General features: G+C 62.2%; 26 protein-coding genes and 2 pseudogenes. 19 read left to right on the plus strand and 9 right to left on the minus strand.

Annotated features, from left to right (window positions below; genetic code table 11):
* Positions 1–96: pseudogene (locus EDF56_RS05755) on the plus strand (IS5/IS1182 family transposase); the annotation flags it as partial.
* On the opposite strand, the gene EDF56_RS05760 reads toward EDF56_RS05755, so the two are convergent.
* On the minus strand, positions 93–1001 hold the full coding sequence (locus EDF56_RS05760; protein WP_132385819.1) for an AraC family transcriptional regulator: 909 nt from the start codon (positions 999–1001) through the stop codon (positions 93–95). The pseudogene EDF56_RS05755 and the gene EDF56_RS05760 overlap by 4 nt on opposite strands.
* Positions 1002–1170: 169 nt before the next feature.
* Here EDF56_RS05760 and EDF56_RS05765 point away from each other — a divergent pair, with 169 nt between their 5' ends.
* The 5 genes from EDF56_RS05765 to EDF56_RS05790 all read left to right on the plus strand — a co-directional run bounded on the left by EDF56_RS05765 (position 1171) and on the right by EDF56_RS05790 (position 5819).
* The gene (locus tag EDF56_RS05765; RefSeq protein ID WP_132385820.1) at positions 1171–2139 is read left to right on the plus strand and encodes an SDR family NAD(P)-dependent oxidoreductase; all 969 of its coding nucleotides are present in this window, start codon (positions 1171–1173) and stop codon (positions 2137–2139) included.
* Positions 2140–2173: 34 nt separating this feature from the next.
* On the plus strand, positions 2174–3166 hold the full coding sequence (locus tag EDF56_RS05770) for an aldo/keto reductase (RefSeq protein WP_132385821.1): 993 nt from the start codon (positions 2174–2176) through the stop codon (positions 3164–3166).
* A gap of 299 nt (positions 3167–3465) precedes the next feature.
* Complete coding sequence (locus EDF56_RS05780) at positions 3466–4410, plus strand: LysR family transcriptional regulator (protein ID WP_243652416.1); 945 nt, start codon at positions 3466–3468, stop codon at positions 4408–4410.
* A gap of 117 nt (positions 4411–4527) precedes the next feature.
* Positions 4528–5001, plus strand: a complete 474-nt coding sequence (locus tag EDF56_RS05785) for a nuclear transport factor 2 family protein (RefSeq protein ID WP_243652417.1) — start codon at positions 4528–4530, stop codon at positions 4999–5001.
* Between the two features lie 71 nt (positions 5002–5072).
* Positions 5073–5819, plus strand: a complete 747-nt coding sequence (locus tag EDF56_RS05790; protein ID WP_132385823.1) for a glucose 1-dehydrogenase — start codon at positions 5073–5075, stop codon at positions 5817–5819.
* On the opposite strand, the gene EDF56_RS05795 is transcribed toward EDF56_RS05790, so the two are convergent.
* The 4 genes from EDF56_RS05795 to EDF56_RS05810 are packed head-to-tail and all read right to left on the minus strand — an operon-like array spanning position 5788 to position 8383.
* Entirely contained in the window at positions 5788–6081 is a 294-nt protein-coding gene (locus EDF56_RS05795; RefSeq protein WP_132385824.1) for a DNA-3-methyladenine glycosylase I, read from the minus strand. The two genes, EDF56_RS05790 and EDF56_RS05795, sit on opposite strands and share 32 nt — an antisense overlap.
* A gap of 20 nt (positions 6082–6101) precedes the next feature.
* Positions 6102–7091 (minus strand): saccharopine dehydrogenase NADP-binding domain-containing protein, encoded by a 990-nt coding sequence (locus EDF56_RS05800; RefSeq protein ID WP_132385825.1) that lies wholly within the window; start codon positions 7089–7091, stop codon positions 6102–6104.
* 1 nt (position 7092) lies between these two features.
* Positions 7093–7488, minus strand: coding sequence for a VOC family protein (locus EDF56_RS05805; RefSeq protein ID WP_132385826.1), 396 nt, complete (start codon positions 7486–7488; stop codon positions 7093–7095).
* A 13-nt stretch (positions 7489–7501) separates the two neighbouring features.
* On the minus strand, positions 7502–8383 hold the full coding sequence (locus tag EDF56_RS05810; RefSeq protein ID WP_243652418.1) for an SDR family oxidoreductase: 882 nt from the start codon (positions 8381–8383) through the stop codon (positions 7502–7504).
* On the opposite strand from EDF56_RS05810, the gene EDF56_RS05815 reads away from it, so the two are divergent.
* Together EDF56_RS05815 and EDF56_RS05820 are read left to right on the plus strand one after the other, a co-directional pair.
* Positions 8382–9275: an AraC family transcriptional regulator gene (locus EDF56_RS05815; protein WP_132385827.1), complete on the plus strand. Its 894-nt coding sequence runs from the start codon at positions 8382–8384 to the stop codon at positions 9273–9275. The genes EDF56_RS05810 and EDF56_RS05815 overlap by 2 nt on opposite strands.
* Before the next feature lie 93 nt (positions 9276–9368).
* A complete protein-coding gene (locus EDF56_RS05820) occupies positions 9369–9620 on the plus strand; it encodes a hypothetical protein (RefSeq protein WP_132385828.1) in 252 nt (83 codons plus the stop codon).
* 10 nt (positions 9621–9630) lie between these two features.
* Here EDF56_RS05820 and EDF56_RS05825 read toward each other — a convergent pair whose 3' ends face one another.
* Complete coding sequence (locus tag EDF56_RS05825) at positions 9631–10542, minus strand: histone deacetylase (RefSeq protein ID WP_132386303.1); 912 nt, start codon at positions 10540–10542, stop codon at positions 9631–9633.
* 329 nt (positions 10543–10871) lie between these two features.
* On the opposite strand from EDF56_RS05825, the gene EDF56_RS05830 reads away from it, so the two are divergent.
* The 9 genes and pseudogenes from EDF56_RS05830 to EDF56_RS05870 all read left to right on the plus strand — a co-directional run bounded on the left by EDF56_RS05830 (position 10872) and on the right by EDF56_RS05870 (position 17803).
* Positions 10872–11201 carry a metalloregulator ArsR/SmtB family transcription factor gene (locus EDF56_RS05830; protein ID WP_132385829.1) on the plus strand — a complete coding sequence of 110 codons (330 nt, stop codon included), beginning with the start codon at positions 10872–10874 and terminating at the stop codon, positions 11199–11201.
* A 10-nt stretch (positions 11202–11211) separates the two neighbouring features.
* The gene (arsC, locus tag EDF56_RS05835; protein WP_132385830.1) at positions 11212–11625 is read left to right on the plus strand and encodes an arsenate reductase (glutaredoxin); all 414 of its coding nucleotides are present in this window, start codon (positions 11212–11214) and stop codon (positions 11623–11625) included.
* Complete coding sequence (locus tag EDF56_RS05840) at positions 11622–12158, plus strand: GNAT family N-acetyltransferase (RefSeq protein ID WP_132385831.1); 537 nt, start codon at positions 11622–11624, stop codon at positions 12156–12158. The genes arsC and EDF56_RS05840 overlap by 4 nt, the downstream gene beginning before the upstream one ends.
* A 6-nt stretch (positions 12159–12164) precedes the next feature.
* A pseudogene (locus EDF56_RS05845) lies at positions 12165–12392 on the plus strand (arsenical-resistance protein); the annotation flags it as partial.
* Complete coding sequence (gene arsH / locus EDF56_RS05850) at positions 12389–13108, plus strand: arsenical resistance protein ArsH (protein WP_132385832.1); 720 nt, start codon at positions 12389–12391, stop codon at positions 13106–13108. The pseudogene EDF56_RS05845 and the gene arsH, both read left to right, overlap by 4 nt.
* 125 nt (positions 13109–13233) lie before the next feature.
* On the plus strand, positions 13234–13527 hold the full coding sequence (locus EDF56_RS05855; RefSeq protein WP_132385833.1) for a hypothetical protein: 294 nt from the start codon (positions 13234–13236) through the stop codon (positions 13525–13527).
* A 24-nt stretch (positions 13528–13551) separates the two neighbouring features.
* Positions 13552–14163, plus strand: a complete 612-nt coding sequence (locus EDF56_RS05860; protein ID WP_132385834.1) for a general stress protein — start codon at positions 13552–13554, stop codon at positions 14161–14163.
* 260 nt (positions 14164–14423) lie between these two features.
* The gene (locus EDF56_RS05865; protein WP_132385835.1) at positions 14424–16574 is read left to right on the plus strand and encodes a catalase; all 2151 of its coding nucleotides are present in this window, start codon (positions 14424–14426) and stop codon (positions 16572–16574) included.
* Positions 16571–17803, plus strand: coding sequence for an FAD-dependent oxidoreductase (locus tag EDF56_RS05870; protein ID WP_132385836.1), 1233 nt, complete (start codon positions 16571–16573; stop codon positions 17801–17803). Before EDF56_RS05865 ends, EDF56_RS05870 begins: the two co-directional genes overlap by 4 nt.
* Positions 17804–17817: 14 nt before the next feature.
* Here EDF56_RS05870 and EDF56_RS05875 read toward each other — a convergent pair whose 3' ends face one another.
* Positions 17818–18723: an AraC family transcriptional regulator gene (locus EDF56_RS05875; protein WP_132385837.1), complete on the minus strand. Its 906-nt coding sequence runs from the start codon at positions 18721–18723 to the stop codon at positions 17818–17820.
* 96 nt (positions 18724–18819) lie between these two features.
* Here EDF56_RS05875 and EDF56_RS05880 point away from each other — a divergent pair, with 96 nt between their 5' ends.
* On the plus strand, positions 18820–19647 hold the full coding sequence (locus EDF56_RS05880; protein ID WP_132385838.1) for an oxidoreductase: 828 nt from the start codon (positions 18820–18822) through the stop codon (positions 19645–19647).
* Positions 19648–19712: 65 nt separating this feature from the next.
* Here the strand turns inward: EDF56_RS05880 and EDF56_RS05885 are convergent, their stop codons facing one another.
* Both EDF56_RS05885 and hpnJ read right to left on the minus strand, forming a co-directional pair.
* Positions 19713–20837, minus strand: a complete 1125-nt coding sequence (locus tag EDF56_RS05885; protein WP_132385839.1) for a radical SAM protein — start codon at positions 20835–20837, stop codon at positions 19713–19715.
* Positions 20838–20840: 3 nt separating this feature from the next.
* Positions 20841–22268: a hopanoid biosynthesis associated radical SAM protein HpnJ gene (hpnJ, locus tag EDF56_RS05890; protein ID WP_132385840.1), complete on the minus strand. Its 1428-nt coding sequence runs from the start codon at positions 22266–22268 to the stop codon at positions 20841–20843.
* Between the two features lie 1432 nt (positions 22269–23700).
* Between hpnJ and groES the strand changes: the two genes are divergently transcribed.
* Positions 23701–23988: a co-chaperone GroES gene (gene groES, locus EDF56_RS05900; protein WP_132385842.1), complete on the plus strand. Its 288-nt coding sequence runs from the start codon at positions 23701–23703 to the stop codon at positions 23986–23988.
* Positions 23989–24039: the final 51 nt, after the last annotated feature.

A 24039-nucleotide genomic window follows, 5' to 3' on the forward strand; every position in this document is an offset into this window, starting at 1 on the left:
GCAACCCGCTACGACAAACTGGCCGAGAACTTCCTTGCCATGGTTCAACTCGCTTCAATACGGCTGTGGCTTCGCGTTTATGAGTCTACAGCCTAGATCGCCTCGAACGCGTCGGACTTATGACCGCGCAGCCGGACAACGTCACGAACCGGAGGTTCGCCGAAATGCCGCGCATATTCGCGGCTGAACTGCGACGCGCTCTCGTATCCGACCGCAAAGGCCGCGCGCGCTGCGTCGGGGCTGACGGTAAGCAGGCGGCGCGCGGTCTGCAATCGCAGGCTCTTCTGGTACTGCAACGGGCTCATACCTGTTGCCGCCTTGAAGTGGCGGTGGAACGAAGGAACGCTCATTCCCGCGATCTGCGCGAGAGACTCCGTCCTGAGTTGCTGGTCGAAATTCCGGCGGACGCATTCAATCGCCCGGCGAATGCGGGACAGTCGGCTATCCTCGCATCCGATCTGCCGCAGCATCGAGCCGTGACCGCTTTGCAGCAGCCGATAGAGGACCTCCCGCTCGCGTGCGGGGCCCAGGATGGGAATGTCGCCGGGAGTATCCAGCAAGGCCAGAAGCTGCTCCCAGGCGAGAAGAATATCGGATGTGACCGGCGCGACGCCGAACCCGGCAAGCGGGCCCGCATCATCCCCGTTTGTGGCGGTAAGGGGCAGTTCGGCGAGCAGTTCCGCCAGAACCTCCCGGTTGAGCGCAAGGCTCGTTACCAGATAGGGGCGATCACGCGATGCCTCGATCACGCAGCCGACTGCGGCAACTTCCACCGAAGTCACGAAGCAGGTTGCCGCGTCATAGCGCAGCACGCGATTGCCGATCGTGACCTGCTTGGCGCCGCGCAGGACCAGGCAGATCATCGGTTCATAGCGGCTGCTCATGGCCGAGCCCACCTCGTGCGCCGCGTGGATGCGCAGGCGCGGCACGGCGGTTTCCGGCACCGGGCCGCCGACATGGCGCTCCACGCGCCGGCACATGCGATCAAGCGTCTCCTGCATGGCACCTACTATCGTACTGCCGGTGGCGCGATTCAACCATGCTGATAGGATCGGGCAAGGCGTTGAGACGATCGGGCACCTGCATCGGCAATGACGCGCCCATATGCCGGCCGTGACCTGCAGCCCGGAAATATCGCCGGCCGCTGCCGCCACGCAAATGGAGAGCATCATGACCCAGCAATTTGGCGCGACTTCGACGACCGATGACGTGCTTGCAGGCATAGACCTTAGCGGAAAGCGCGTGTTGGTGACCGGCGCATCGGCAGGCATCGGCGTCGAAACCTGCCGTACCCTCGTCGCCCACGGCGCCGATGTGGTCGGCGCGGCGCGCGATCTGAAGAAAGCCGAAGCTGCGACGCAAGGCGTGCGCGCGGCGGCCGAAGGCAGTAAGGGCAGCTTCGAACTCGTGGAACTGGATCTCGCGTCGCTCGCAAGTGTGCGCAGCTGCGCGGACCGTCTGAACGCGGATGGCGGGCCGTTCGACATCGTGATCGCCAATGCCGGGGTCATGGCAGCGCCGTTCGGACATACGCAGGACGGTTTCGAAACCCAGTTCGGCACCAACCATCTGGGCCATTTCCTGCTCGTCAACCGTATCGCCTCGCTCCTGAAACCGGGTGGCCGGCTCGTGAACCTGTCGTCGGCCGGGCATCGCTACGGCAACGTGAGCCTTGACGATCCGGGCTTCGAACAGACCCCCTACGATCCATGGGTTGCCTATGGTCGCTCCAAGACCGCCAATATCCTCTTCGCAGTAGAGTTCGACCGGCGGCATCGGGATAGCGGCATTCGCGCCACGGCCGTGCATCCCGGCGTGATCTGGGACACCGAACTGTCCCGGTACATGACCGAGGAAGACAAGGAGGCACTGGTCGCCACGATCGGCGCCGGCCTTGAAGCTGCGGGCCAGCCGCCGCTCGTCTACAAGTCGATCCCGCAAGGCGCGGCGACCTCGGTCTGGAGCGCGATCGTCGCGGAGCCTTCCGAAATCGGCGGACGCTATTGCGAGGACTGCCATGTCGCGGAAATGCAGGAGAGCGAAGGCCTGCGTGGCGGCGTGCAGCCCTATGCCCTCGATCCGGAAACCGCGAAGGCGCTTTGGGCGAAGAGTGAGGAACTGGTTGGCGAGCGTTTCTGAGGACGTCCGTCTGGCCAAGCTGGGAGCAAATACAATGAAGTATCGTACATTGGGCCAAGGCCTGAAGGTTTCCGCCATCGGCGTGGGTTGCATGCCGATGATCCGCGACGGCAACATCAACTATGGCCTTGCGGACGACGATGTCTCCACGCGAACGATCCACGAGGCGATCGATCTGGGCGTCACCTTCTTCGACACCGCCGAAATGTATGGCCCGTTCCGTAACGAGGAACTGGTCGGCGCGGCCATCAAGGGGCGCCGCGAAGGACTGGTCATCGCCACGAAATTCGCGATGCGCTGGGATGGCGACACGCCGGTCGGCGTCGATGGCAGCCCCGAAAACGCACGGCGTGCCTGCGAAGGATCGTTGAAGCGGCTGGGCATCGACACGATCGACCTGTTCTATCAGCATCGCGTCGATCCGCAGGTCCCCATCGAAGAAACGATCGGCGGCATGGCGGACCTCGTCAAGGAAGGCAAAGTGCGCCACATCGGCCTGTCGGAGGCGGCGGCCGACACCGTGCGCCGGGCCGCGAAAGTTCATCCGATCGCCGCCTTGCAAAGCGAATATTCGATCTGGGAACGCGATGTCGAAGACGACATCCTTTCCGCCTGCCGCGAAAACGGCATCGGGTTCGTGCCCTACAGCCCTCTGGGGCGCGGCTTTTTGGCTGGGGGCATCCGCAGTCTCGACGACCTGCCGGCAAACGACTGGCGGCGCAACGACCCACGGTATTCTCCGGAGAACATGCCCCGGAACCTGGCGATCGTCGATGCGATCGCGTCAGTCGCGCAGCGTCACGGCGTGTCCAATGCACAGATCGCGCTCGCCTGGCTGCTGGCTCAGGGAGAGGACATCGTGCCGATCCCCGGCTTCAAGCGCAGCGAGACCTTGCGGGATAGCGTCGGTGCGCCCGATGTGGACTTGTCGAGCGATGACCTCGCCACAATCGAGGCCGCCGCTCCCAGCGGCAAGACGGCTGGACCGCGCTACAATGAAATGGGCATGGCTCGCGTAAAGCTTTAATCGTCGGCTGTATTCGTCCCGGCTGGCCGGCCGGTCAAAGGCTGGTCGGCCGGGTGTTTGAACGCTTGCATTGCCTTCTATGCGGCTCAATGCCGGCTTGAGGGAACAACCCTGCGTCGTTGGCAACAAGACCGACCATGAACGTATTTATCCTGAACAGCTTTCGGCGATGCCCTTTCGCGATGCGCGCGAGGCGGGCGTTGTATGTCAGCGGCACGTCCCTGGAACGATCTAATCATCGTTCCTGAAACCTGACGTTCGCAGAGAAATAATCTCTGCGTGGGATTGTGCACAAGCCAATGCGCGACCACGTTGGCATTCCAACAGGGAATGACGATTTGGATCGATTATCGACGTTGCGATTGCTGACGCGTGTTATCGAACTGGGCAGTTTCACGCGTGCCGCGCACGAACTCGGCTTGGGGCAACCATCCGTCAGCAAGCAGATAGGCTCTCTTGAGGCGCATCTTGGAACGCGGTTGCTGGAGCGCACATCTCGCGGACTCAGGCCGACTGCAGCAGGCCTGGACCTCTATCATTCCGCCCGGCGCCTGATCAGTGACCTTGAGGAAACCGAAGCGCGTATCCGCGACGGATCCACTGCGCCAAGTGGACTCGTCCGCGTTGCCACTCCTCCGGTCCTTGGCCGCATGTACATCATCCCGAGCCTGCCTTCCTTTCTTGCGCAGTTCCCGCAGATCGAGGTCGAGTTTACCGCCGGCCAACCGTTTGCCGATCTGGTCAAGGACGGAGTCGATGTGGCGCTGCGCGTCGGCGAGCTTGGTTCTTCGGGTCTGATTGCCCGCAAGATTGGTGAGATGCAGATGATCACCGTTGCTTCTCCAGACTACCTCGCCAGGCATGGCACTCCAGCGGACCTGCGAGATCTGGCACGCCATAAGCTCATCGCAGCCCAAACCGGCGGGCGGGCCATCGAATGGCGGTTCAGCGGCGAGGAGGGGACTGTTGCGATCATGCCGACAAGCGCGTTTCGGTCGAACGATGGCGAGGATTTACGGGCCGCTGTGCTCGCAGGAATCGGCATCCTGCACGGGCCGGGCGCGCTGTTTCATGCGGATCTGGAAGCAGGCAGGATCGTCAGAATTCTCGAAGCCTATAAAGCGGATACCGATCCGATCCATCTTGTCACGCCGGGTGGCCGCAAAATGCCATATCGCGTGCGCGTCTTCATCGATTTTCTCGCGGCGACCTTCGCTAGCCAGCCCGGCCTTCAGATACCCTGAGCATTCTTGCAGGGAATGGTTGCTATGCTCTTCCGCTGCCTACTGCACAGGAGCAGCGGGCCCTAGATCCGGCTGATGTCGCCAAGACGACGCCAACCAGATCAGGACCGTATCATGTTGAAGACCAACCAGCCGATCCAGCCAAGCGATGCTGCAGATAAGCTCGCAGCGGCGGAAACCCTCTACCGCTTCGCCGCCGGCATCGACCTCAAGAATTCCGATCTGCTCGCATCGGCCTTCGCGGCGGACGCCGTGTCCGATTTCAGGCCAGCCGCGGCCAAGGCCGGTTTCGAATATCCGGTGCTGCAGGGGCGGGAGAATATCGTCGCGGCCCTATCCGGATCGCTCAAGTCCCTCGATACCACGCATTCGGTCAGCAATCCGCGCGTCACCGTCGATGGTGACCGGGCTCGCCTTGATGCACTGGTGGAGGCGCAGCATGTGCCAGCAGCCGACCCTTCGCGGCACTATCTCATGAAGAACCGCTACGATGTCGAACTGGTTCGCGGCGATGATGCTTGGGTCATACAACGCGTCACGATCGATAACGTCTGGCGTTCCGGCGATCCGTCTGTGCTCTCCGTCATCTGAAGGCCGAGCGGTAGCGACCGATACCATCGCAGCCATGCGACATTCCGGCTTTCGCCGAGAGGGAAGATTTCATGAGATTAACGGGAAAAGTCGCGCTCGTCACGGGCGCGTCGAGCGGCATCGGTGCGGGCATAGCCCGGGCTTTGGGCGCCGAGGGGGCGAGCGTCATCGTGAATTACGCCACCAGCAAGAACGGCGCCGACGCGGTGGTGGCATTGATCGAAGCTGAGGGCGGAGCAGCAGCTGCCCTCCAAGCCGATATGTCGAAGGAGAGCGATGTTGTCCGTCTTTTCAACGACGTCATCGCGCGGCACGGCAGGCTGGATATTCTCATCAACAACGCCGGCGTTGCAAAGTTCGAGACGGCGGAGAGCCTGACCGAAGACGCCTTTCACAAGCAGTTCAATGTGAACGTGCTTGGCTATTTTCTTGCCATCCGCGAAGCGGTCAGACATTTCGGCGAGGATGGCGGCAGCATCGTCAACATCAGCTCGATCCTCAGCACGCATCCATCTCCCGGCACCAGCATCTACGCGGCGACCAAAGGCGCGGTCGATACCATGACCTATGCGCTGGCGCGTGAACTTGGCCCGCGCGGCATCCGCGTGAACGCCGTCATGCCCGGCTATACCAACACCCGCGCGACCGAAGGCAATTTCGCGGGCGAGCTTGGCGAAAGACTGCTCGCCGAGACGCCGTTCGGACGCTTCGGCGAGCCGGAGGATATTGCGCCCACCGTCCTGTTCCTGGCATCGGAAGATGCCCACTGGGTCAGCGGCGAGTCGATCAGGGCCACCGGCGGCGCACGCGGCGTCTGAAACGTGAGGGCCGGCCTTGCTCCAAAATCTGCGCCCTGCGGAAGCAGACCGGGAGGTGGTCGTTGGTGATGCCGACGGCCTGCATCCAGGCGTAGACGATCGTCGGCCCGACAAACTTGAAGCCTCGTGCCTTCAGATTTTTTGAGAGGGTCACCGACGGCGCGGTCTGCGCGTCGGTGACTCTGCCTTCGATCGGCTTGCCCGAAGTAAAGGACCAGCAATGGGTGGCGAAATCCTCGCCGCGATCCTGCTTGTCCTCCATAGCCAGGCCCTCTCGCCGCGTCACTGATCGACGATACGGGTGTCGGCGATCGTCTCGGCAAAGCCGATGCCGAACAGCGTGGCCGGGGTCTGGAAGCCCGGTCGCGCCTCGCCGCCCACAACCCGCCGCGCTGCTTCTGCTGCCGCGATCGTCGTGAACGTATAGCCGTTTACGGTATCGAGCAGCGAACGAACCACGGTCCCGTCGTCGCCGGTCACTTCCACCGCCGCCTGATAGCGATTGGCTTCGCGCTGTTCCAGGGTGGGGCCATCCGGCATCTGCGCCAGATCGCCCTCGGGGAAGGCGCCCTCCGACACATGGACGAACGTCTCGATGTTCGGGATGCCCGTGGCGCGCCAGATCGTGATGAGATCGGGCAGCGTCACCGGGAAGGATGTGGCTGGCCCCCTGCCGAAATCGAAGGTGCGGACCTCACCCGCATCGCGGCTGACCAGCGTGCCATCGACGCGGTGGAGTGTCTGCGCTGTCACATTCTCGCTGGCACTGATCGCCGACCCACGGGAAAAGCCGCCGGTGACGTGCAGCGCGATGCTGAGCTTGGAGGGAGCAGCGACGCGTTTCGCTGCGTGTCCCGCCAGCGATCCGAGCATCGCCACGCTTCCGCCGCTACCGGGCAACAGCATTACGCCGGCCGCCTGGGCTTCCGCATCCAGCGTCTCTGCAAGGCGGTAGCTGTCCATTTCGGCCGCGATGTCGAGATAGTGGACCCCGGGCGCCAGGCAAGCGCGCATCATTGGCTCGGCCGTATGCATGAAGGGACCGGCACAATTCAGCAGCACGCCGATATCCTCCATCGCTACCTCGGCGGCGGCTCGGTCATCGACGACGAACAGCCGATATTCGACGTTCAGTTCCGAGGCGAATAAGTTGAGCCTGCTTTCGTCCTTCACTCTTCCGGCGATGACGAAGTCGAGGCCGTGTGCCTTGGCGTTGATGGACGCCATGCGCCCGGTGTAGCCGGCGGCGCCGTAAATCATCAATTTCGTCATATCAGTGCTGCCAGCTCTTGTAGGTGAATTCGAGGCTGTATCCGTCCGGATCCAGCACGTTTGCGGCGTAATAGCGGGGATCGTAATGGAGCCGGGGTCCGGGCGGTCCGTTGTCGGTCGCACCCGCCGCGATGGCCGCGGCGTAGGCCGCATCGACCTCTGCGCGCGAACTGGCAATGAAGCCGACATGGGCGGCCCCGCCCTCGACGGAGCCGGATCGCAGCCAGAAGGCCATCCGGTTGTTCTTGCCGAAACCCTTGAGGTCCGGGTGCCCCGGAGGGCCATCCTTTCCATCGTAATCGACCCGCTGCGTGATCCCCAGCGGCGCTAATGCGGCGGTGTAAAAGGCGATTGAGCGATCGAGATCGCTGACCGACAGGAAGACGTGATCGAGCATGTGGCTCTCCCGTTCAGATGATGTAGCCGCCGGCGATTTCGATCGCCTGCGCATTGACCCAACGATTGTGATCAGAGAACAGCCCCGCGATGACGCCGCCGACATCGTCCGGTTCGCCCACGCGGCCGAGCGCGGTTTGCCCGGCCAGCATGGCTTCAAACTCGTCGTTGAGACCGCCGCCGAGCTGGGTGCGGATCGCGCCCGGTGAGATCGAATTGGCGCGGATGCCGCGATGCCCGAACTCCTTCGCCATGTAGCGGGTTAGAACCTCTAGCCCGCCCTTGAAGCTGGCATAGGGTGCGACACCGACGGTTGCGACGCGCGTGGTGGCGCTTGCGACATTCACGATATGGCTGCCATCGGCCATGATCGGCAGCAACGTCTGCGTCAGGAAGAACGGCCCTTTGAGATGGACGGCGAACAGGCCGTCGAATTCTGCTTCCGTGACCGTCGCTATCGGATTGAAGACGCCATATCCGGCGTTGTTGACGAGGCCGTCGAAATCCTCGCGGTCCCAGCGAGCCTTCAGCGCCACCTGGACAGCATCACGGAAGGCGGGAAATGCCGACGTGTCTGCAACGTCAAGTTTCAGCGTGACGGCCTTGCCGCCATTCGCCTCGATATCGGCCGCGACCGCCTCAGCGCAAGCAGGGTTGCTGTTGTAGGTGAGGATGACCCCCATGCCTTCCTTCGCGCAGAGGCGAGCAGTGCTGGCACCGATGCCCCGGCTCCCACCGGTGACGATGACGATTTTCATTGGATAGCTCCTCGCGATGTTGTCGAGCCTTGAACTACGCCGATGGACTGGACGGCGCTTACCGGATCCTCCTCGATCCATGCCTATTTCTGCTTTTGGGTTGGTCGATGGAGCTGTGCGTGAGATGGTCGTGCGCATGAACACGAACCTGACCGAACTGCGACGCCTGGCCGCGCACGCCGAAAATCGGCGTACCGACACGGGCATCCCTCGGGTGGCGATGGTGCAGGGCGAGATCCCTGAACATCAGTTGGCAGCGGTCTATGATCCGATGATCAACCTCATTCTTACCGGATCGAAGACGATGACAGTCGGAGACCGCACACTGCGCTACGATCCGGCCACCTATTTCGTGATGTCGGTCGATCTGCCCGCCGTGGGCTCGGTTCATCCGGCAGAAACCGGCGAGCCCTATCTGGCCGTGAGCCTCACTCTGGAGCCGACGATTGTCGCAAATCTGCTGACGGACCTGCCCAAACCTGCTGGAGGCGATCTCTACAGCCCCGGTTTCTCGATTGCGCCGGTCACGGACGAACTGCTCGACGCCTGGGTTCGAATGTTACGCCTGATGGAGCATCCTGGCGACATCGCCGCGCTGGCTCCCGCTTATGAGCGCGAAATCCTCTACCGCGTCCTTCAGGGACCCCAGGGCTGGATGCTGCGGGACATCGCTGCGCCCGGAACGGCGCTCTCGCGTGTCAGCATCGCCATCCAATGGATCCGCGAGAATTTCACCAAACCACTGAGAGTCGAGGCTCTTGCTGCGATGGCAGCGCTCAGCGTTTCTGCGTTTCACCGGCACTTCAAGGCGGTCACGGCGCTCAGCCCGCTTCAGTATCAGAAACGGATCCGGCTGCTTCACGCACGATCGCTGTTAATCGCTGGAGAGGGAAACGCGACCTCGATTGCGTTTGGCGTAGGCTACGAAAGCCCCACCCAGTTCAGCCGGGAATACTCGCGCTATTTCGGACTGCCACCGTCGAAGGATTCATTGCAGATCGTGCACAGCGTCCACAAGACGATGGCCTAGCCGATGGTCGTCAGGCGCTCGTGGCATTTGGAGGCAGCGCGGGTGAATGCATTCAGCCTTTGCATTCGTTCTAACTCGCGATAGGCGCGCGGCATGATGAACATTCCTTGGGACCAGCCTGCAACGCTGATCGATCTGGACGGCAAGACGCCGGTGATCGGATCGATGCTCGAATGCGTGATGCACTTCGCGCTCTTCAAGCCTTTCGCCAAGGAGCAGGCGCGCATCCTGCTGACGCGGCCCGTGTTTCGTGAAGGCCGCAAGACCCGTACCTGGGTTCTCAATCCCGACGAGATCCAGAAACTGGTCGAGCGCCTCAATGCCGAGAGGAAGGCGGCCCAGTAAGCGCGCGCGTTCAGGCCGTATCGCTCGCGCCAATCGTGGCGGACAGGGCGAGGATCGTGCGCGCGTGCCGCAAGGCCACGGCTTCACGGTCCGCGCCATAACCACCGCCCAGCGTACTCGCCAATGGAATGCCGCGCCGTTTCGCTTCTGTCGCCACAAAGCGATCGCGGTCCGCGAGGCCTTCGTCGGTCAGGGACAGCCGGCCAAGCTTGTCGTCCTTATGGGCATCGACGCCTGCCTGCAGCAGGATCAGTTCCGGCACGAAATGATCGAGGACCATGGGCAGCGATCCGGCCAGAGCTTCCAGATAGTCCGCATCGTCGGTTGCATCGGGTAGTGCGACATCCAGCGATGAGCGCGCCTTGCGTGTCGGGAAGTTCTTCTCGGCATGAATGGAAAGCGTGAAGATGTCGCTGCGCCCTGCGGTCAGGGCCGCAGTGCCATCGCCCTGATGCACGTCAAGATCGAGGATCAGGATACGCGAGACGTTACCCTCCTCGATCAGCCTGTTGGCGGCGAGCGCCAGATCATTGAACACGCAATAGCCCGCGCCGGTATCGGCCAGGGCGTGATGGCTGCCGCCGGCGGAATTTGCAGCATACCCGTGCTGCAGCGCGAGCTTCGCGGCAAGCCATGTTCCGCCGGGGGAGAGCTGCGATCGCCGGGAGATCCGTTCGTCGATCGCAAAACCGATCCGGCGCTGCTTGGCCGCGGGCACCGTGCAACCGATGACTTCGTCGACATAGGCCGGGGCGTGGACAGCCTCGAGCCATTCTCTCGACATGACTTCTGGCGCATGGACCGTCATAGCTACGCCGCTTTCGCCCAGCGCCCGCATCACCAGCGCATACTTGTCATGCGGGAAAGTGCCCGTGCGTTCGGCTTCGACCGCGTAACCGGGATGATGGACGACATGCAGCATGGCCTTGCAGGTAGAACGCCAAGACACACAGGTCGAGCAGCATTGCCGGGCGTAGGGATCTGACAATTTCAGTGGGCGCCTTCCGCCATGGAAGGAGCAGGTCATGACTCTTGGCGGGTAAGGGGGAGGCATCGTTATCAGGCGAGAAGTCTACGCCTGGCTGTGGCTCTCTGCGGGACTTTCGAAAGCATGGGCATAGCTGCCGGGTCCGGTGTTCGATTCGGCCATTTTCATGGAAGACCGATGGCCCAACCGGGAAGGCTGTTGGATGTATCGGAAATAAACGATGGCTTGTTGACGAAATTAATTGCATCGGATAATTCCGATGAATGGATATCGGTGACGCCCTCTCGATTCTCTCTGCCCTCGCGCACCCGACGCGCCTTGAAGCGTTTCGTCTGCTGATCCGGCACGAGCCTGACGGCCTATCGACCGGCGCACTGGTCGAAGCTTCTGAACTGACGCAAAGCACATTCTCGACGCATCTGGCCGTGATGGCGAAGGCCGGGCTGGTGCTTTCCGAGAAGCGTGGTCGGCAACAAATCCAGCGGGCCAACCTCGACGCGCTGCGCGGACTGATGGTCTATCTGGCCAAGGATTGCTGCCAAGGTCGCGCCGAACTGTGCGAGCCGCTTCTGGCCGAACTTACCTGTTGTTGAAGAGGCAACGATGACGGATATCGTGATCTACCATAACCCGCTTTGTGGGACCTCTCGCAATGCCCTGGCCATGATCCGCAATGCAGGCATCGAACCTCATGTCGTCGAGTACCTGACGACGCCGCCAAGCCGCGCGCTGCTGGTGGAACTCATCGAGCGGGCCGGTATCACTCCGCGCGCCCTGCTGCGCGAGAAGGGCACGCCTTATGCCGAACTGGGCCTCGGCGATGAGGCCTTGAGCGATGAGGTGCTGATCGATGCGATGATGGAGCATCCCGTGCTCATCAACCGTCCGCTGGTCGTGTCACCGATGGGCGTCAAGCTCTGTCGGCCGTCCGAAGAAGTGCTGGATTTGCTGCCGGCCGGGCAACGCAGTACTTTCGTCAAGGAAGACGGCGAAGTCGTGGAAGGAACCCGGCGATGACTCTTTCGGTTCGCAGCGCAACGATCGACGATGGCCGGGCGATTGCCGACGTCTACGCGTATCATGTCCTGCATGGCACGGCGACTTACGAAGTGGTGCCGCCGACCGAGGCCGAGACCTTAGACAAGATACGGATGGTGACTGGCCGGAACTGGCCGTTCCTCGTCGCTTGCGATGGACCGGATTTGGTGGGCTATGCCTACGCCACCCAGTTCCGCGATCGGCCCGCTTACGCCTATGCCTGCGAGAACAGCATCTACGTGGCGCACGACCGGCGCGGCGGCGGCATCGGCAAGCTGCTGCTCAAGGCCTTGCTGGAGGCCGCCGAAGCCTATGGCTTCCGGCAGATGGTCGCCGTCATTGGCGGTGCTGAACCGATGTCCGTTGCTCTGCACGATACTTGCGGTTTCGAGCAGGTCGGCCGCCTGACGGGCATGGGATGGAAGGCCGGACGCTGGCTCGACACGGTTTACATGCAGATCGCCTTGGGCGGCGGCACTGCGACCGCACCTGCCACTTCGGCAAAGGACTGAAGGCCTGCCAGCATCGCCTATTGGCGCGGTCGCCGTTTCGGTGTGGCGCGGTGCGTTGCCGTCCCTTCGGCCCTGATCGATCCCTCCAATTTCTTCGAACGGGCTTTGGCCGCTGCCATCAGCCTCTTTGGCTTCAATTCCGACGCCCTGCTGGTGGAAGCACCGGTGATCCCGTCGATCGCCGCCTTGGTGGAGCGGACTTGTCCCTGGTACGAGAAAGGTATCCCCGCATGAGACTACGCGAACTCACCGCCCCCGATCATCTTCCTGCCTTGGACAAGGCCTTCGCGCTGGCGCGTCCCGCCAGCGGCCTTGGCCCGGACCAACCGCCGCCGCGCATCCTGCTGCTATACGGCTCGCTGCGAGAGCGCTCGTTCTCGCGCCTCGCCGTGGAGGAGGCGGCTCGGTTGCTGCAATTCTTCGGCGCGGAGACGCGGATCTTCGATCCTGGCGACCTGCCACTGCCCGACCAGGTGGCGGGAGACGATCACCCGGCCGTCCACGAACTGCGCGAACACGCGCTCTGGTCGGAAGGAATGGTCTGGTGCAGCCCGGAACGGCACGGCCAGATCAGCGGCATCATGAAGACGCAGATCGATCATCTGCCGCTCCAGATGCGCGGCATGCGGCCGACGCAGGGAAGAACGCTTGCAGTCATGCAGGTGTCCGGCGGCTCGCAATCCTTCAATGCCGTGAACTCGCTGCGCCTGCTGGGGCGCTGGATGCGGATGTTCACGATCCCCAATCAGTCTTCGGTGGCGATGGCCTACAAGGAGTTCGACGAGGATGGGCGGATGCGGGCGTCGAGCTATTACGAGCGCATCGTCGATGTGATGGAAGAACTGGTGCGCTTCACGGTGCTGATGCGCCCGCACGCAGCGCAACTTGTCGACCGGTACTCGGAGCGCAAGGAAGCGGGAATTCCGGTCGCTGCTGCTGCCGATCGATGAGGCTGATGGCGATCGTTCGTTTCGTCCTGTTTCTGCTTCATGGGACCGTCGCGAGGTGAAGGAGCGACTTCTCCGGGCAACCAACGATGAGTGGATTCGTTAGGTCAGCACAGAGGAGAAAAACCATGAAAATCGTATTTGTCGCGGCGCTGGCTGCCGCGCTCGGGTCTTCTGTTGCCTACGCGCAATCGCACAATCCGGCGGTCAAGGATCCTACCGTCGCGACCACGAACCACGCTGCGAAGGGGCACAACTCCTTCACGGAAGACCAGGCTCGTGGGCGTATTGCCAAGGCCGGATACACGAACATCGGCAAGCTTACGAAAAACGAAAATGGCATCTGGCAGGGCAAGGCCATGAAGCATGGCAAGTCCGTGACGGTCGCTCTTGATTACAAGGGTAACGTCACCGTTCACTGAACCTGACCAGCGCGGAGAATGATCATGACAAAGACAATCACTCGTCTCTTCGACAATTATGCGGATGCTGCAGAGGCAATCCGTGAGCTTGAAAGCATTGGCGTGCCCCGTGACGACATCAGTGTCATTGCCAACAATGTGCATGGCGAACATGTGCACGAGGGCGTGACTGAAGGCGGGGCGGTCGCCGCAGGCACGTCCGCCGGTGCGGTGCTGGGCGGTGCAGGCGGCGTCCTGGCAGGGTTGGGAATGCTCGCCATTCCCGGGCTGGGTCCGATCGTCGCAGCGGGCTGGTTGGCTGCTGCCGCTGTCGGCGCAGGCGTGGGTGCGGTTGGCGGTGCAGCGGCGGGCGGCATTGTCGGTGCACTCAAGCATGCGGGACACTCGGATGAAGAAGCGCAGATATATTCCGAGGGCGTAAGGCGCGGCGGGGTACTGCTGAGTGCAAAGGTGAACGACGCGGAGGTCGCTCGGGCCAATGCCGCCGTCGATACGGTGGGTTCCGTCGATATCGCGGCGCGCGGCGCCCGCTATCGAGAGTCCGGTTGGACCCGCTTCGACGAGAATGCTCCTGTCTACTCGGCCGAAGAGGTTGAGCAGGAGAGGGTGCGCTACGGGCTGACGCCCCGGTACTGATCGGCGCCAGTCGCGCCCACATAGCGCATAATCTTCCAGTCTGACGGCAGCTCGCTTCGCGGAGAGGCGAGCTGCCGACTCTATGTGCCCAGAGTAGGCGCATGCATGCCGGTCAGCGCGTTTGTACGTATCGTCGTTCTGGGGCTCGGGCACGACGAGGCGAGGGGGCGCAGGGGAACGGCGACGCAGGCGGGGCGCTTCATTAGACAGGTTCGCCGGCCGTTTCGGCTTCGGCCGCCTTTTCCTCAGGAGTTGTCGCAATGTCTTCCCCGAAGGACGATCGCACCCCAGCCGCCGATAACGCACGCGAAGCCATCCGTCCCGGCAGCGGTCGGAATGAACCCCGTGAGAGTGCTGGAAATGGCGGCGAACTGCACCAGGAGGTCGCCGGGGCAAGCAGCGATCCCGCGTCATTTCTGACCGACAATTTCGGGCATCGCATTGCGGATAACCAGAACAGCCTGCGTGCGGGGGAGCGCGGCCCGTCGCTGCTGGAAGATTTCGTTCTGCGCGAAAAGATCTTCCATTTCGACCATGAGCGTATTCCCGAACGCATCGTCCACGCGCGTGGGTCCGGGGCGCACGGCGTGTTCGAGTGCACGCGCGCCATTCCTGAAATCACCAAGGCGTCGATCTTTCAGAAGAAGGGCGCGACATGCCCGGTCTTCGTCCGTTTCTCGACCGTCGCCGGCGGCGCGGGATCGGTCGACACGCCTCGCGATGTGCGTGGTTTCGCGGTCAAATTCTACACCGAGACGGGCAACTGGGACTTGGTGGGCAACAACATCCCGGTCTTCTTCATCCAGGATGCCATGAAGTTCCCGGATCTGGTCCATTCGGTGAAGATGGAGGCGGATCGCGGCTATCCGCAAGCGGCATCGGCGCATGATACCTTCTGGGACTTCGTCTCGCTGATGCCGGAATCGCTGCACATGATCATGTGGGCCATGTCCGACCGGGCGATTCCCCGTTCCTTTCGAATGATGGAAGGTTTCGGCGTGCACACCTTCCGCTTCGTCAACGAAAGCGGAGAGGGCAAGTTCGTCAAGTTCCATTGGCGGCCTGTACTGGGCATGGAATCGCTGGTCTGGGACGAGGCGGTGAAGATCGCCGGTGCCGATCCCGATTTCCACCGGCGCGACTTGTTCGAAGCGATTGCCGGTGGCGGGTTCCCCGCCTGGGATCTGGGCGTGCAGGTCTTCGACGAGGAATGGGCCGCTGGGCAGCCTTACGACGTGCTCGATGCGACGAAGCTGATCCCTGAAGAGGAGATTCCGCTGCAAGTGGTCGGCAGGCTCACGCTCAACCGCAATGTCGACAATTTCTTCGCCGAAACCGAGCAAGTGGCCTTCTTGCCCAGCAACGTGATCCCCGGCATCGATTTCACCAACGATCCGCTGTTGCAAGGCCGCCTGTTCTCTTATCTGGACACCCAGAAATCGCGGCTGGGTACAACCAACTTCCACCAGATCCCCATCAATGCGCCCAAGTGCCCGTTCCACAATTTCCAGCGCGACGGCATGATGCAGACTCTGGTGCCCACCGGGCGCGCCAATTACGAACCGAACAGTCTGGCGCAAGCGGGAGAGGATGCTGGCCCCCGCGCGTGCGCGGACACTGGTTTCGTCAGCTTCCCCGAAAATGCCGAACGTAACGACCCGGCCGAAAAGCTGCGCATCCGCGCGGAGCTGTTTGCGGATCATTACAGTCAGGCTGCGCTGTTCTATCACTCGCAGACTGAAAATGAGCAGGCGCACATCGCCTCGGCCATCGTCTTCGAACTGTCGAAAGTTGCTATCCCGCATATTCGCGAGCGCGTGGTCGCCCGCCTGCGCAACGTCGACGAGGATCTGGCAAAGCGGGTGGCCGCAGGATTGGCTATCGATCTGCCCAAAAAAGCCAAGGCGGCCCGCGAGCCGATAGCGATGAACCCATCGGACGCCCTTTCGATCCAGAAGAAAGCGCTCGACACGCTGGAGGGCCGCAAGATCGGCATTCTGTTCGCCGAAGGATCGGACAAGGCCGCGATCGATGCTCTCAAGGCGCAAATAGAGAAAGCGGGCGGCACGGCGTTTCTTGTCGCGCCGAAGGTCGGAGGGATCGCCGTGAAGGGCGGCACGCTGAAGGCCGATGGCCAGTTGGCCGGTTCGCCCTCGGTCGTGTTCGATGCCGTCGCCTCGATCCTGATGCCGGAGGCGGCAGAGAAATTGGCGGAGCAAGGCGCAGCCGTGCAATGGTTCATGGACGCTTACGGCCACTGCAAGACGATTGCCCATTGCCCCGGGACGCAAGTGATCCTCGACAAGGCCGGCGTCGAGAAGGATGACGGCGTCGTGCCGGTGGAGGATTTCGCCAAAGTCGGTGCGAAGCGGCACTGGGCGCGCGAAGCGAAACTGCGCGATCTGGCGTGAGCGCTGCCATTCCCCTCACCGAAGCGCGCGATCTGCGGACCGGCAGAGTGCCATGGCGCGAAAGTGACTGGCGCTCTCCTCCCGCTTCTCCGCTGCCCGCCACGGACGTCGATATCGCGATCCTTGGCAGCGGGATCATGGGCTCCGTCCTCGCCGAGAGGCTGGCGCGCGGCGGGCGAACGGTTGCCCTGTGCGATCGGCGCCCGCCGGCAACCGGCAGCACCGCCGCTTCCACCGCCCAGATCATGTGGGCCATGGACGTGCCCCTGATCTCGCTTGCGCGCGAGGTGGGCGAAGAGGAAGCGGCAATTCGCTGGCGGCGCGTATTCGCCGCAGTCGAGCGTTTCGGCACGCATCTCGATGGGCTGGACGCATCGCTGAAGACCGATGGCCCCACCGTATATCTGGCTGGCGGACTGCTCGATTCCAGCGGCCTTGAAGCCGAGGCAGGGCTTCACCGGCAGCACGGCCTCCCGTCCGAGTTTCTCCCCGCCGCAGCGGTGGCGGAACGGTTCGGCATAGCGCCGCGGGCGGGGATCGTTTCGACCGGCACTTATGCCATCGACCCGGTTCGAACCTGTCACGCCCTGCTGGCGCGCGCGCAGGCGCATGGATGCACGTTGAGCTATCCCGTGGACATTGTCGCCCTTCATCCCTCCACCCGGGGCGTCGAATTGGAAACGGCGGAAGGTCACAGGTTCACGGCAAAAGACGTGATCCTTGCCACCGGATACGAACGAGCAAGGCTGTTCCTGCCGCCAGCCTTCTCTCTGCTCTCCACTTACGTCATCGCCACAAGACCCGGCGTCGCGCCGTTATGGGCCGAAGATGCGATGATCTGGGAAGCGAACGATCCCTATCTCTATGTCCGCTCATGCAGCGAGGGCCGGATCATTGCCGGCGGCGAGGACGTGGACTTTTCCCAGGCCGAAACGCGGGACGATCTGCTGGAAGCCAAGGCAGGCAAGATTGCGGCACGGCTGGCCGCCACGCTGGGATGCGAACAGATCGACTGGGATTGCGCCTGGACGGCTACCTTCGGCAGTTCCCCGGATGGGCTGCCTGCAATCGGTCCCGTGCAATCGATGGAACACGTCTGGATAGCCGCGGGTTTCGGCGGCAACGGCATCGCCTTTGCGGCGCTCGCGGCCGAACTGCTCGAAACCGCGCTGGCCGGAAATCGGGATCGGGATGCGCGGTGTTTCGATCCCTATCGCTTTCGGGATTGAGCCAGCGTCCTGTCCTAATCCATCTCCCCGAGATGCAGACGCATCCATTTCGCTTCCTCGCTCGCGCTGCGATGGAAATGGCGCTTGAATTCCCGGCTGAACTGGGCCGGGCTGGCATAGCCGACTTCAGCGGCAATCGTGGCAATCGATCCTTTGCGCCGCGCAATCATCAGCCGGGCCTCATGCAGCCGCAGGGCCTTGATGTACTGGATCGGCGTGTTGCCGGTGAGCGCCTTGAAATCGGCGTGATAGGACGGAACGCTCATGCCGGCCGATGCGGCAAGCTGCGGCACCGATAACCCTTCGTTGTAGCGTTCGCGAATGAGGGTCAGGCTCTGCACGATCCGGTCTGCTTTGTCATGGCGTCGAAGCGCTGCCATCACCGAACCACCCTGAGGGCCCACCAGCACGCGGTAATGCAACTCGCGCAGCAGACCCGAGCCGAGAATGGCGAGTTCCTCCGCATCCCCAAGGGCGCGAAGCAAGCGACCGAGGACATCCCGGATCGGCGGTGCCATCGGGCTGGAGACAAGACTGCGAGCCCGCACTTTGTCGTCGCGATCAGCCTTTCCATCGAGCGCGGTCACGATCTCGGCGGCAAGATGCAGGTCGAAATCGAGATAGATGGCGAGCAGGGGGTGTTCGGGACTGGCTTGCGAGGCCATCCGGAACGGCACGGGAACCGAGACGGCAAGGTAATGGTCGGCATCGTAGCGGTAGATCTCGCCATTGACGAAGCCCTGCTTGGACCCTTGCAGCACGAACACTGCCCCGGGCCGGTAGAGTACGGGCACGTCTTCGAGGATCGCTTCGGACCGCAGAATGCGGACGCCGGGCAAAGGCGTGGCGTTATAGCCGTGCTGCGGTGCGAGTTCGGCGGCAAGCGTGGGTAACGTAGACTGCGTGGACGGTGATTTCATAGGATTGGGCAAGGATCTCAGAGGAAGCGCAATTGGGCGCTGCTCCGACAACATACTATCTGACAAGCCGTAAATCCGATCAAGCAGAGAACAGCCATGCCAGAGCAGACTTTTTTCATCACAGGCGCCAACTCCGGTTTCGGTTTCGCCATTGCGCAAGCCGCGCTGGCGGCCGGTCACCGGGTGATTGGCTCGGTCCGCTCGCACGAGGCCGGGGCATCGCTGCGGGAGCGTTTGCCGGACGCGCGCGTGGTCCTGTGCGATGTCACCGATTTCGAGCGTATTCCCGCGATCGTCGCGGAAGCCGAGCAAGAGCATGGCCCGGTCGACGTGCTGATCAACAACGCCGGCTATGGACACGAAGGGATACTGGAGGAATCGCCGCTTGAGGAAATGCGCCGCCAGTTCGATGTGAATGTCTTCGGTGCGGTCGCTGTCGCCAAGGCGTTCCTGCCGCGCTTCCGCAAGCGCCGCCGCGGGTTCATCGTGAACGTGACATCGATGGGCGGCATGATCACGATGCCAGGAATAGGCTACTACTGCGGCAGCAAGTTTGCGCTGCAGGGTATTTCGGATGTCATGCGTGCGGAAATGGCGCCTTTCGGAGTGCACGTGACGACGCTGTGTCCCGGCTCGTTTCGTACCGACTGGGCCGGGCGCTCGATGGTCAGGACCGTTCGCTCGATTGCCGACTACGACGCGCTATTCGACCCGATCAGGACAGCGCGGCACGAGAAAGATGGCAAGCAACTGGGCGATCCCGCGAAGCTTGCCGCGGCAGTGCTTGCGCTTGTCGCGTCGGACGCTCCGCCGCCGCAACTGCTGCTGGGCAGCGATGCATTGCGCCTGGTTCGCGAGCGCATGGACAGGATGGAGCGCGAGATTGCGGATTGGGAGGAGTTGACCCGATCTACAAACGGCTGATGGAAATCGGCACAACCAATTGCTCTGTGCCTCCGCCTGCCCTTGCGATGCCGACACAGCGGCGATCACGGCGTGCGCACGGCCTTGCCCTTCCTCAGCCCGAGCTTAACGATCAATCCTGCCTCCGCCATCGTCGTCCCGAGCGATTGCGCGACGGCGCGGTTCAACAAAGTTCGCGCCGCCTGCATGGGCTTCCACTCCGCAAGTGCTCTGCCCGCCGCATCGACCGCCACCCCGGCGTGCATCAATGTGCTCGTATCGCGATAGCAGGACATGATGCAGGCCGTGCACGGGCTGCGATCGTCGGGCATGTGATCGAACTCGAACACCGATCCCAGCGGAGCATGCCAAGCCTCACACCGCCAGATGTCGAGGTTCCAGTCCATGTAGAAATACTTGAACCCGCCGACGCAGGCGAACCTTTCCGGCTTTCCCATTACATGGCGCTGGATATCCCGGACCGACGCTGTGGGATTGAGGACGGGGAAGCGCTTCTTGACCTCCAAGATCGCATCGAGCGCGGCGAGCAGTTCCGCCTCGCTGTAATCCACCAGGTCGCTGTCTTCATCATAGACCAGGCTGCTTGAACCGAACGGATCCTTGCGCGGATAGGAGAACGTGACCGCGTCGAACCCCAGCTGGCGCAGGGTGTCGGGAAGCGCAGCGAAATCGACCAGCTTGTTGACGGTGACCGAGGCCATCACCGGCACGCCCCTGGCCTTGAGTTGCACGATACCGCGCGCGATCCGGTCGGTCAGGTTGCGCAGGCCCCGATTGGCCTCGTGCGCGGCAAGATCATGGCTGTCGATCGAGACCAGCAGATTTTGCAATCCCGCCTTGGCCAGCGCTTCCGCCTTCTCGGGTAGTTTCCAGCCATTGGTGATGAGGCTGGGCTTCATCCCGATGGCGCGGGCAGCCGCCACCATCTCGATCATGCGGGGGTGAAGCAGCGGCTCGCCGCCCTGGAAGTTGATATAGGCAATTCCGCGCCGTTTCAGGATTGGCAGCGCGCGCAGCACGCCGTCCGCATCGACGAACCGGCGCGGCACCCGCTTCATCTTCGAGCGCGCAAAGCCGCAGAAGCTGCAATCGGCATTGCAATAGTCGGTTACCGACAGGTCGACGATGCCCGGAATGAAGCGCGCGCCGGGGCGGACCGGCTCGGGCGAGAGGGTGGCGGGAGCGTCCATGGCTCAGGCCGTCCTCTTGCGCTCGCGCAGGAAGTCGAAGAATTCCACCCCCTCGCGCAAGCGGCGTTTCATCATGTCGAAGTCCCGCACCATCTCGCCCACCAGCGAGGCGATCTTGCCCGAGCGGAAATAGAACTTCCTGTAAAACTCCTCGACCGAGTGAAAGATCTCCCGATGCTCCAGATGCGGATAGTGCAGCGGTGCGATCTGCACGCCGTGCGCATCCACCAGCTCGGCATTGTCGGTGTCGAGCCAACCATTCTCCAATGCCTGGTTGTACAGGAAAGTGCCGGGATAGGGCGCCGCAAGGCTTACCTGGATAGTATGGGGATTGATCCGCCGGGCCCACTCGATAGTCTGCTGGATCGTCTCCCGCGTCTCGCCGGGCAGACCCAGGATGAAAGTGCCGTGGATCGTGATGCCGAGGGCGTGGCAGTCACGCGTAAACTTCTCCGCGACCTCGATCCGCATGCCTTTCTTGATATTATGGAGGATCTGCTGGTTGCCGCTTTCATAGCCGACGAGCAGCAGCCTCAAACCATTGTCCTTCAATATCTTCAGCGTCTCGTACGGAACGTTGGCCTTGGCATTGCACGACCAGGTGACGCCGAGCTTGCCCAATTCGCGCGCGATCGCCTCGGCGCGCGGTGCGTCGTCGGTGAACGTGTCGTCGTCGAAGAAGAACTCTTTCACTTGCGGGAAGGCCTTTTGCGCCCAACGTATCTCCTCGATCACATGCCCGACCGAGCGGGTGCGATAGCGATGGCCGCCCACGGTCTGCGGCCAGAGGCAGAAGGTGCACCGGCTTTTGCAGCCGCGGCCGGTATAGAGTGAAATATAGGGGTGCTTGAGGTAGCCGATGAAGTAATCTTCGATGTGCAGGTCGCGTTTGTAGACTGGCGTCACGAAGGGAAGGTCGTCCATCGTTTCCAGCATCGGCCGGTCTTCGTTGTGGACGATGGTGCCGTTCTGAAGCCAGGACAGGCCCTTGATCGCGTTCCAGTCGCGTCCTTGGGCAACTTCCTTGATCGTGAAATCAAACTCGTTGCGCGCGACGAAATCGACGGCACCGCCTGCATCGCGCAGGCTCTTCTCCGCCTCTACCGCCACTTTGGCGCCGATGAAGCCGACTTTGAGCGAGGGCACCAGATCCTTGAGCGCGCGCGCCGTCGCCACGTCCGACGCAAAGCTCGGCACCGAGGTATGGATGATGACCAAGTCCGCGCCGCGCGCTTCGGCAAGGACGCTATCCAACTTGAGCCGGGCGGGAGGCGCATCGATCAGCTTGCTGTCATCGACCAGCGCTGCCGGTTGCGCCAGCCATGTCGGATACCAGAAGCTGCGAATTTCGCGCTTTGCCTGATATCGCGAACCTGCGCCGCCATCGAAACCATCGAAGGACGGCGCTTGAAGGAATAGGGCGCGTGCCATGTGCCACCTCCACATTCGCTCCCTCGACCGTGCAAGATACCGTTACCACCGCGGGGACGGCAATATGGGATACTTATCGGTGGGATTATTGGTTCTTTTAACGCGATAAGCGGTGACGAAATCAGACCGCAGCAGGAGGCCTGCCACACGAGGAGATTGGCCCGGATTGCTTCGAGGTGAACGAAGCCTAGGGGAAAAGGAGCGCCGATTTAACCGAAGGACGGGAAAGACATCGTCTACCACTACGATCTGTTCGGTCAGCAATTGGATCGCAGTCAGTATTTATTCGTGTTCTAGGCGCAGGAGATAGCTGATGGGGGCGAATTTGAGCGCATGCGTGCTCTGGTATGTCATTCAAAGTATTTTTTCAGCATCGCTCCTGATCCCCTTATTATATCCCGGATGCGTGCCTATATACCGTTCATCGCGGATGGGTTCTCTGTAGGCACCCGCGACTGAGAGACCGATTGCGCTCCCGCTTACGACGTGGAGCCATTTTTTGGACCTCAATCGGCTATACTTCGCGCACCAGCTTGCATCGATGCGAGCGGATTCGGCCATCGATGCCGCAGTGCGCACGAAACACCGGCAACTCGCTCAAAACTGGGGACACCAAATCGAAGATTACCAGCTCAGGCTCGGTGCGGCCGCCGCGTGCAGTTGGACTGCACTGCGCGCCGCGGCGCTCCTCCATTCGCGCCCCGGAAATGCATCCAATCCGATCTCAAAGGATCAATAAATGGCAAAGAGCCAGAAAAAGAGCAGCAGGGAAATCCGCAAGCCCAAGAAGCCTGCTCCCCCTAAGCCGAACGCATCCAATCCGTCGGCAAAGGGTCCCATATCGCTTCAGCCTGAAAAGCGATCCTAGGCCATCCTCCCACGCAGATCGGCAACCGCGTATGTGGGCCGGTCTCCGATTGAGAGTTTCGCCAGGCCGGCGCTTACCAAGTGGGGCATCGCGATGCTTCGCTTGTGCCTTCCCCCGTATCCTGTGACAATTTTGGGACTGCCGCTATGAGCCGAGCTATGAATCTGACTCTCGACGAAGCCGAAGTAGTGGCCCTTTGCGAGAAATTTGCCGTTACCATCAGCGTGACCGAACCGCTTCCGACCGGAGGTACGCACCTGGTGTGCGTTCGGGAGGAAGGCGCCGAACTGATGCGTGTAAAATTCAAGAACCACCTCGTGGCAGGGCCCGTGCGACGGTTTCCCTTCTATCGTGACAGAGGGCCCTGGTAGTTCGGTAAGAACGTCCGCGCGATCTGCGCGTCCCGACCGGGACTGGCGGGCGCGCGCCCTTGAATCGCCGCATGTACTGCCCATATGCTGGCATTGGCACTCTTTGGTAAAGACTGCCAATCGCAAGGCGTAGCGCTGGCTCCACTTGTGAAAGCGACGCCCTCGTCGCGGCCCAGCGACAGGATCGCTCCCCATGACATTTCGCCCTTTGCACGACCGCGTTCTCGTGCGCCGGCTCGAAGCGCCCGAGAAGACCTCCGGCGGCATCATCATTCCCGACAATGCGCGGGAAAAGCCCCAGGAGGGTGAAGTCGTCGCCGTGGGCGCGGGCACGCTCGCGGAAAACGGCGATGTCATCGCTCTGGACGTCAAGGCCGGTGACAGAATTCTGTTCGGCAAATGGTCCGGCACCGAGATCAAGATCGAAGGCGAGGATCTGATCATCATGAAGGACAGCGACGTGCTCGGCATCCTGGACTGAGTTGTTTGCGGGCCGGCGCTTCCGGCGAAGCCAAACATCTCCATCTTGAAG

This window comes from Novosphingobium sp. PhB165 (genome assembly GCF_004341845.1).
Classification (GTDB): Bacteria; Pseudomonadota; Alphaproteobacteria; order Sphingomonadales; family Sphingomonadaceae; genus Novosphingobium.

What these genes read in the sequence shown, in the direction of transcription:
- EDF56_RS05800 (WP_132385825.1), bottom strand. Translation starts at nt 7,091, where the DNA reads ATGACGAAATTGATGATTTACGGCGCCGCCGGCTACACCGGGCGCATG.
- groES (WP_132385842.1), top strand. Translation starts at nt 23,701, where the DNA reads ATGACATTTCGCCCTTTGCACGACCGCGTTCTCGTGCGCCGGCTCGAA.
- EDF56_RS05810 (WP_243652418.1), bottom strand. Translation starts at nt 8,383, where the DNA reads ATGCGCACGACCATCTCACGCACAGCTCCATCGACCAACCCAAAAGCA.
- EDF56_RS05875 (WP_132385837.1), bottom strand. Translation starts at nt 18,723, where the DNA reads ATGAAATCACCGTCCACGCAGTCTACGTTACCCACGCTTGCCGCCGAA.
- EDF56_RS05780 (WP_243652416.1), top strand. Translation starts at nt 3,466, where the DNA reads ATGCGCGACCACGTTGGCATTCCAACAGGGAATGACGATTTGGATCGA.
- EDF56_RS05865 (WP_132385835.1), top strand. Translation starts at nt 14,424, where the DNA reads ATGTCTTCCCCGAAGGACGATCGCACCCCAGCCGCCGATAACGCACGC.
- hpnJ (WP_132385840.1), bottom strand. Translation starts at nt 22,268, where the DNA reads ATGGCACGCGCCCTATTCCTTCAAGCGCCGTCCTTCGATGGTTTCGAT.
- EDF56_RS05790 (WP_132385823.1), top strand. Translation starts at nt 5,073, where the DNA reads ATGAGATTAACGGGAAAAGTCGCGCTCGTCACGGGCGCGTCGAGCGGC.
- EDF56_RS05770 (WP_132385821.1), top strand. Translation starts at nt 2,174, where the DNA reads ATGAAGTATCGTACATTGGGCCAAGGCCTGAAGGTTTCCGCCATCGGC.
- arsC (WP_132385830.1), top strand. Translation starts at nt 11,212, where the DNA reads ATGACGGATATCGTGATCTACCATAACCCGCTTTGTGGGACCTCTCGC.
- EDF56_RS05885 (WP_132385839.1), bottom strand. Translation starts at nt 20,837, where the DNA reads ATGGACGCTCCCGCCACCCTCTCGCCCGAGCCGGTCCGCCCCGGCGCG.
- EDF56_RS05860 (WP_132385834.1), top strand. Translation starts at nt 13,552, where the DNA reads ATGACAAAGACAATCACTCGTCTCTTCGACAATTATGCGGATGCTGCA.
- EDF56_RS05825 (WP_132386303.1), bottom strand. Translation starts at nt 10,542, where the DNA reads ATGCTGCATGTCGTCCATCATCCCGGTTACGCGGTCGAAGCCGAACGC.
- EDF56_RS05805 (WP_132385826.1), bottom strand. Translation starts at nt 7,488, where the DNA reads ATGCTCGATCACGTCTTCCTGTCGGTCAGCGATCTCGATCGCTCAATC.
- EDF56_RS05820 (WP_132385828.1), top strand. Translation starts at nt 9,369, where the DNA reads ATGATGAACATTCCTTGGGACCAGCCTGCAACGCTGATCGATCTGGAC.
- EDF56_RS05760 (WP_132385819.1), bottom strand. Translation starts at nt 1,001, where the DNA reads ATGCAGGAGACGCTTGATCGCATGTGCCGGCGCGTGGAGCGCCATGTC.
- EDF56_RS05830 (WP_132385829.1), top strand. Translation starts at nt 10,872, where the DNA reads ATGGATATCGGTGACGCCCTCTCGATTCTCTCTGCCCTCGCGCACCCG.
- arsH (WP_132385832.1), top strand. Translation starts at nt 12,389, where the DNA reads ATGAGACTACGCGAACTCACCGCCCCCGATCATCTTCCTGCCTTGGAC.
- EDF56_RS05765 (WP_132385820.1), top strand. Translation starts at nt 1,171, where the DNA reads ATGACCCAGCAATTTGGCGCGACTTCGACGACCGATGACGTGCTTGCA.
- EDF56_RS05880 (WP_132385838.1), top strand. Translation starts at nt 18,820, where the DNA reads ATGCCAGAGCAGACTTTTTTCATCACAGGCGCCAACTCCGGTTTCGGT.
- EDF56_RS05815 (WP_132385827.1), top strand. Translation starts at nt 8,382, where the DNA reads ATGAACACGAACCTGACCGAACTGCGACGCCTGGCCGCGCACGCCGAA.
- EDF56_RS05855 (WP_132385833.1), top strand. Translation starts at nt 13,234, where the DNA reads ATGAAAATCGTATTTGTCGCGGCGCTGGCTGCCGCGCTCGGGTCTTCT.
- EDF56_RS05795 (WP_132385824.1), bottom strand. Translation starts at nt 6,081, where the DNA reads ATGGAGGACAAGCAGGATCGCGGCGAGGATTTCGCCACCCATTGCTGG.
- EDF56_RS05840 (WP_132385831.1), top strand. Translation starts at nt 11,622, where the DNA reads ATGACTCTTTCGGTTCGCAGCGCAACGATCGACGATGGCCGGGCGATT.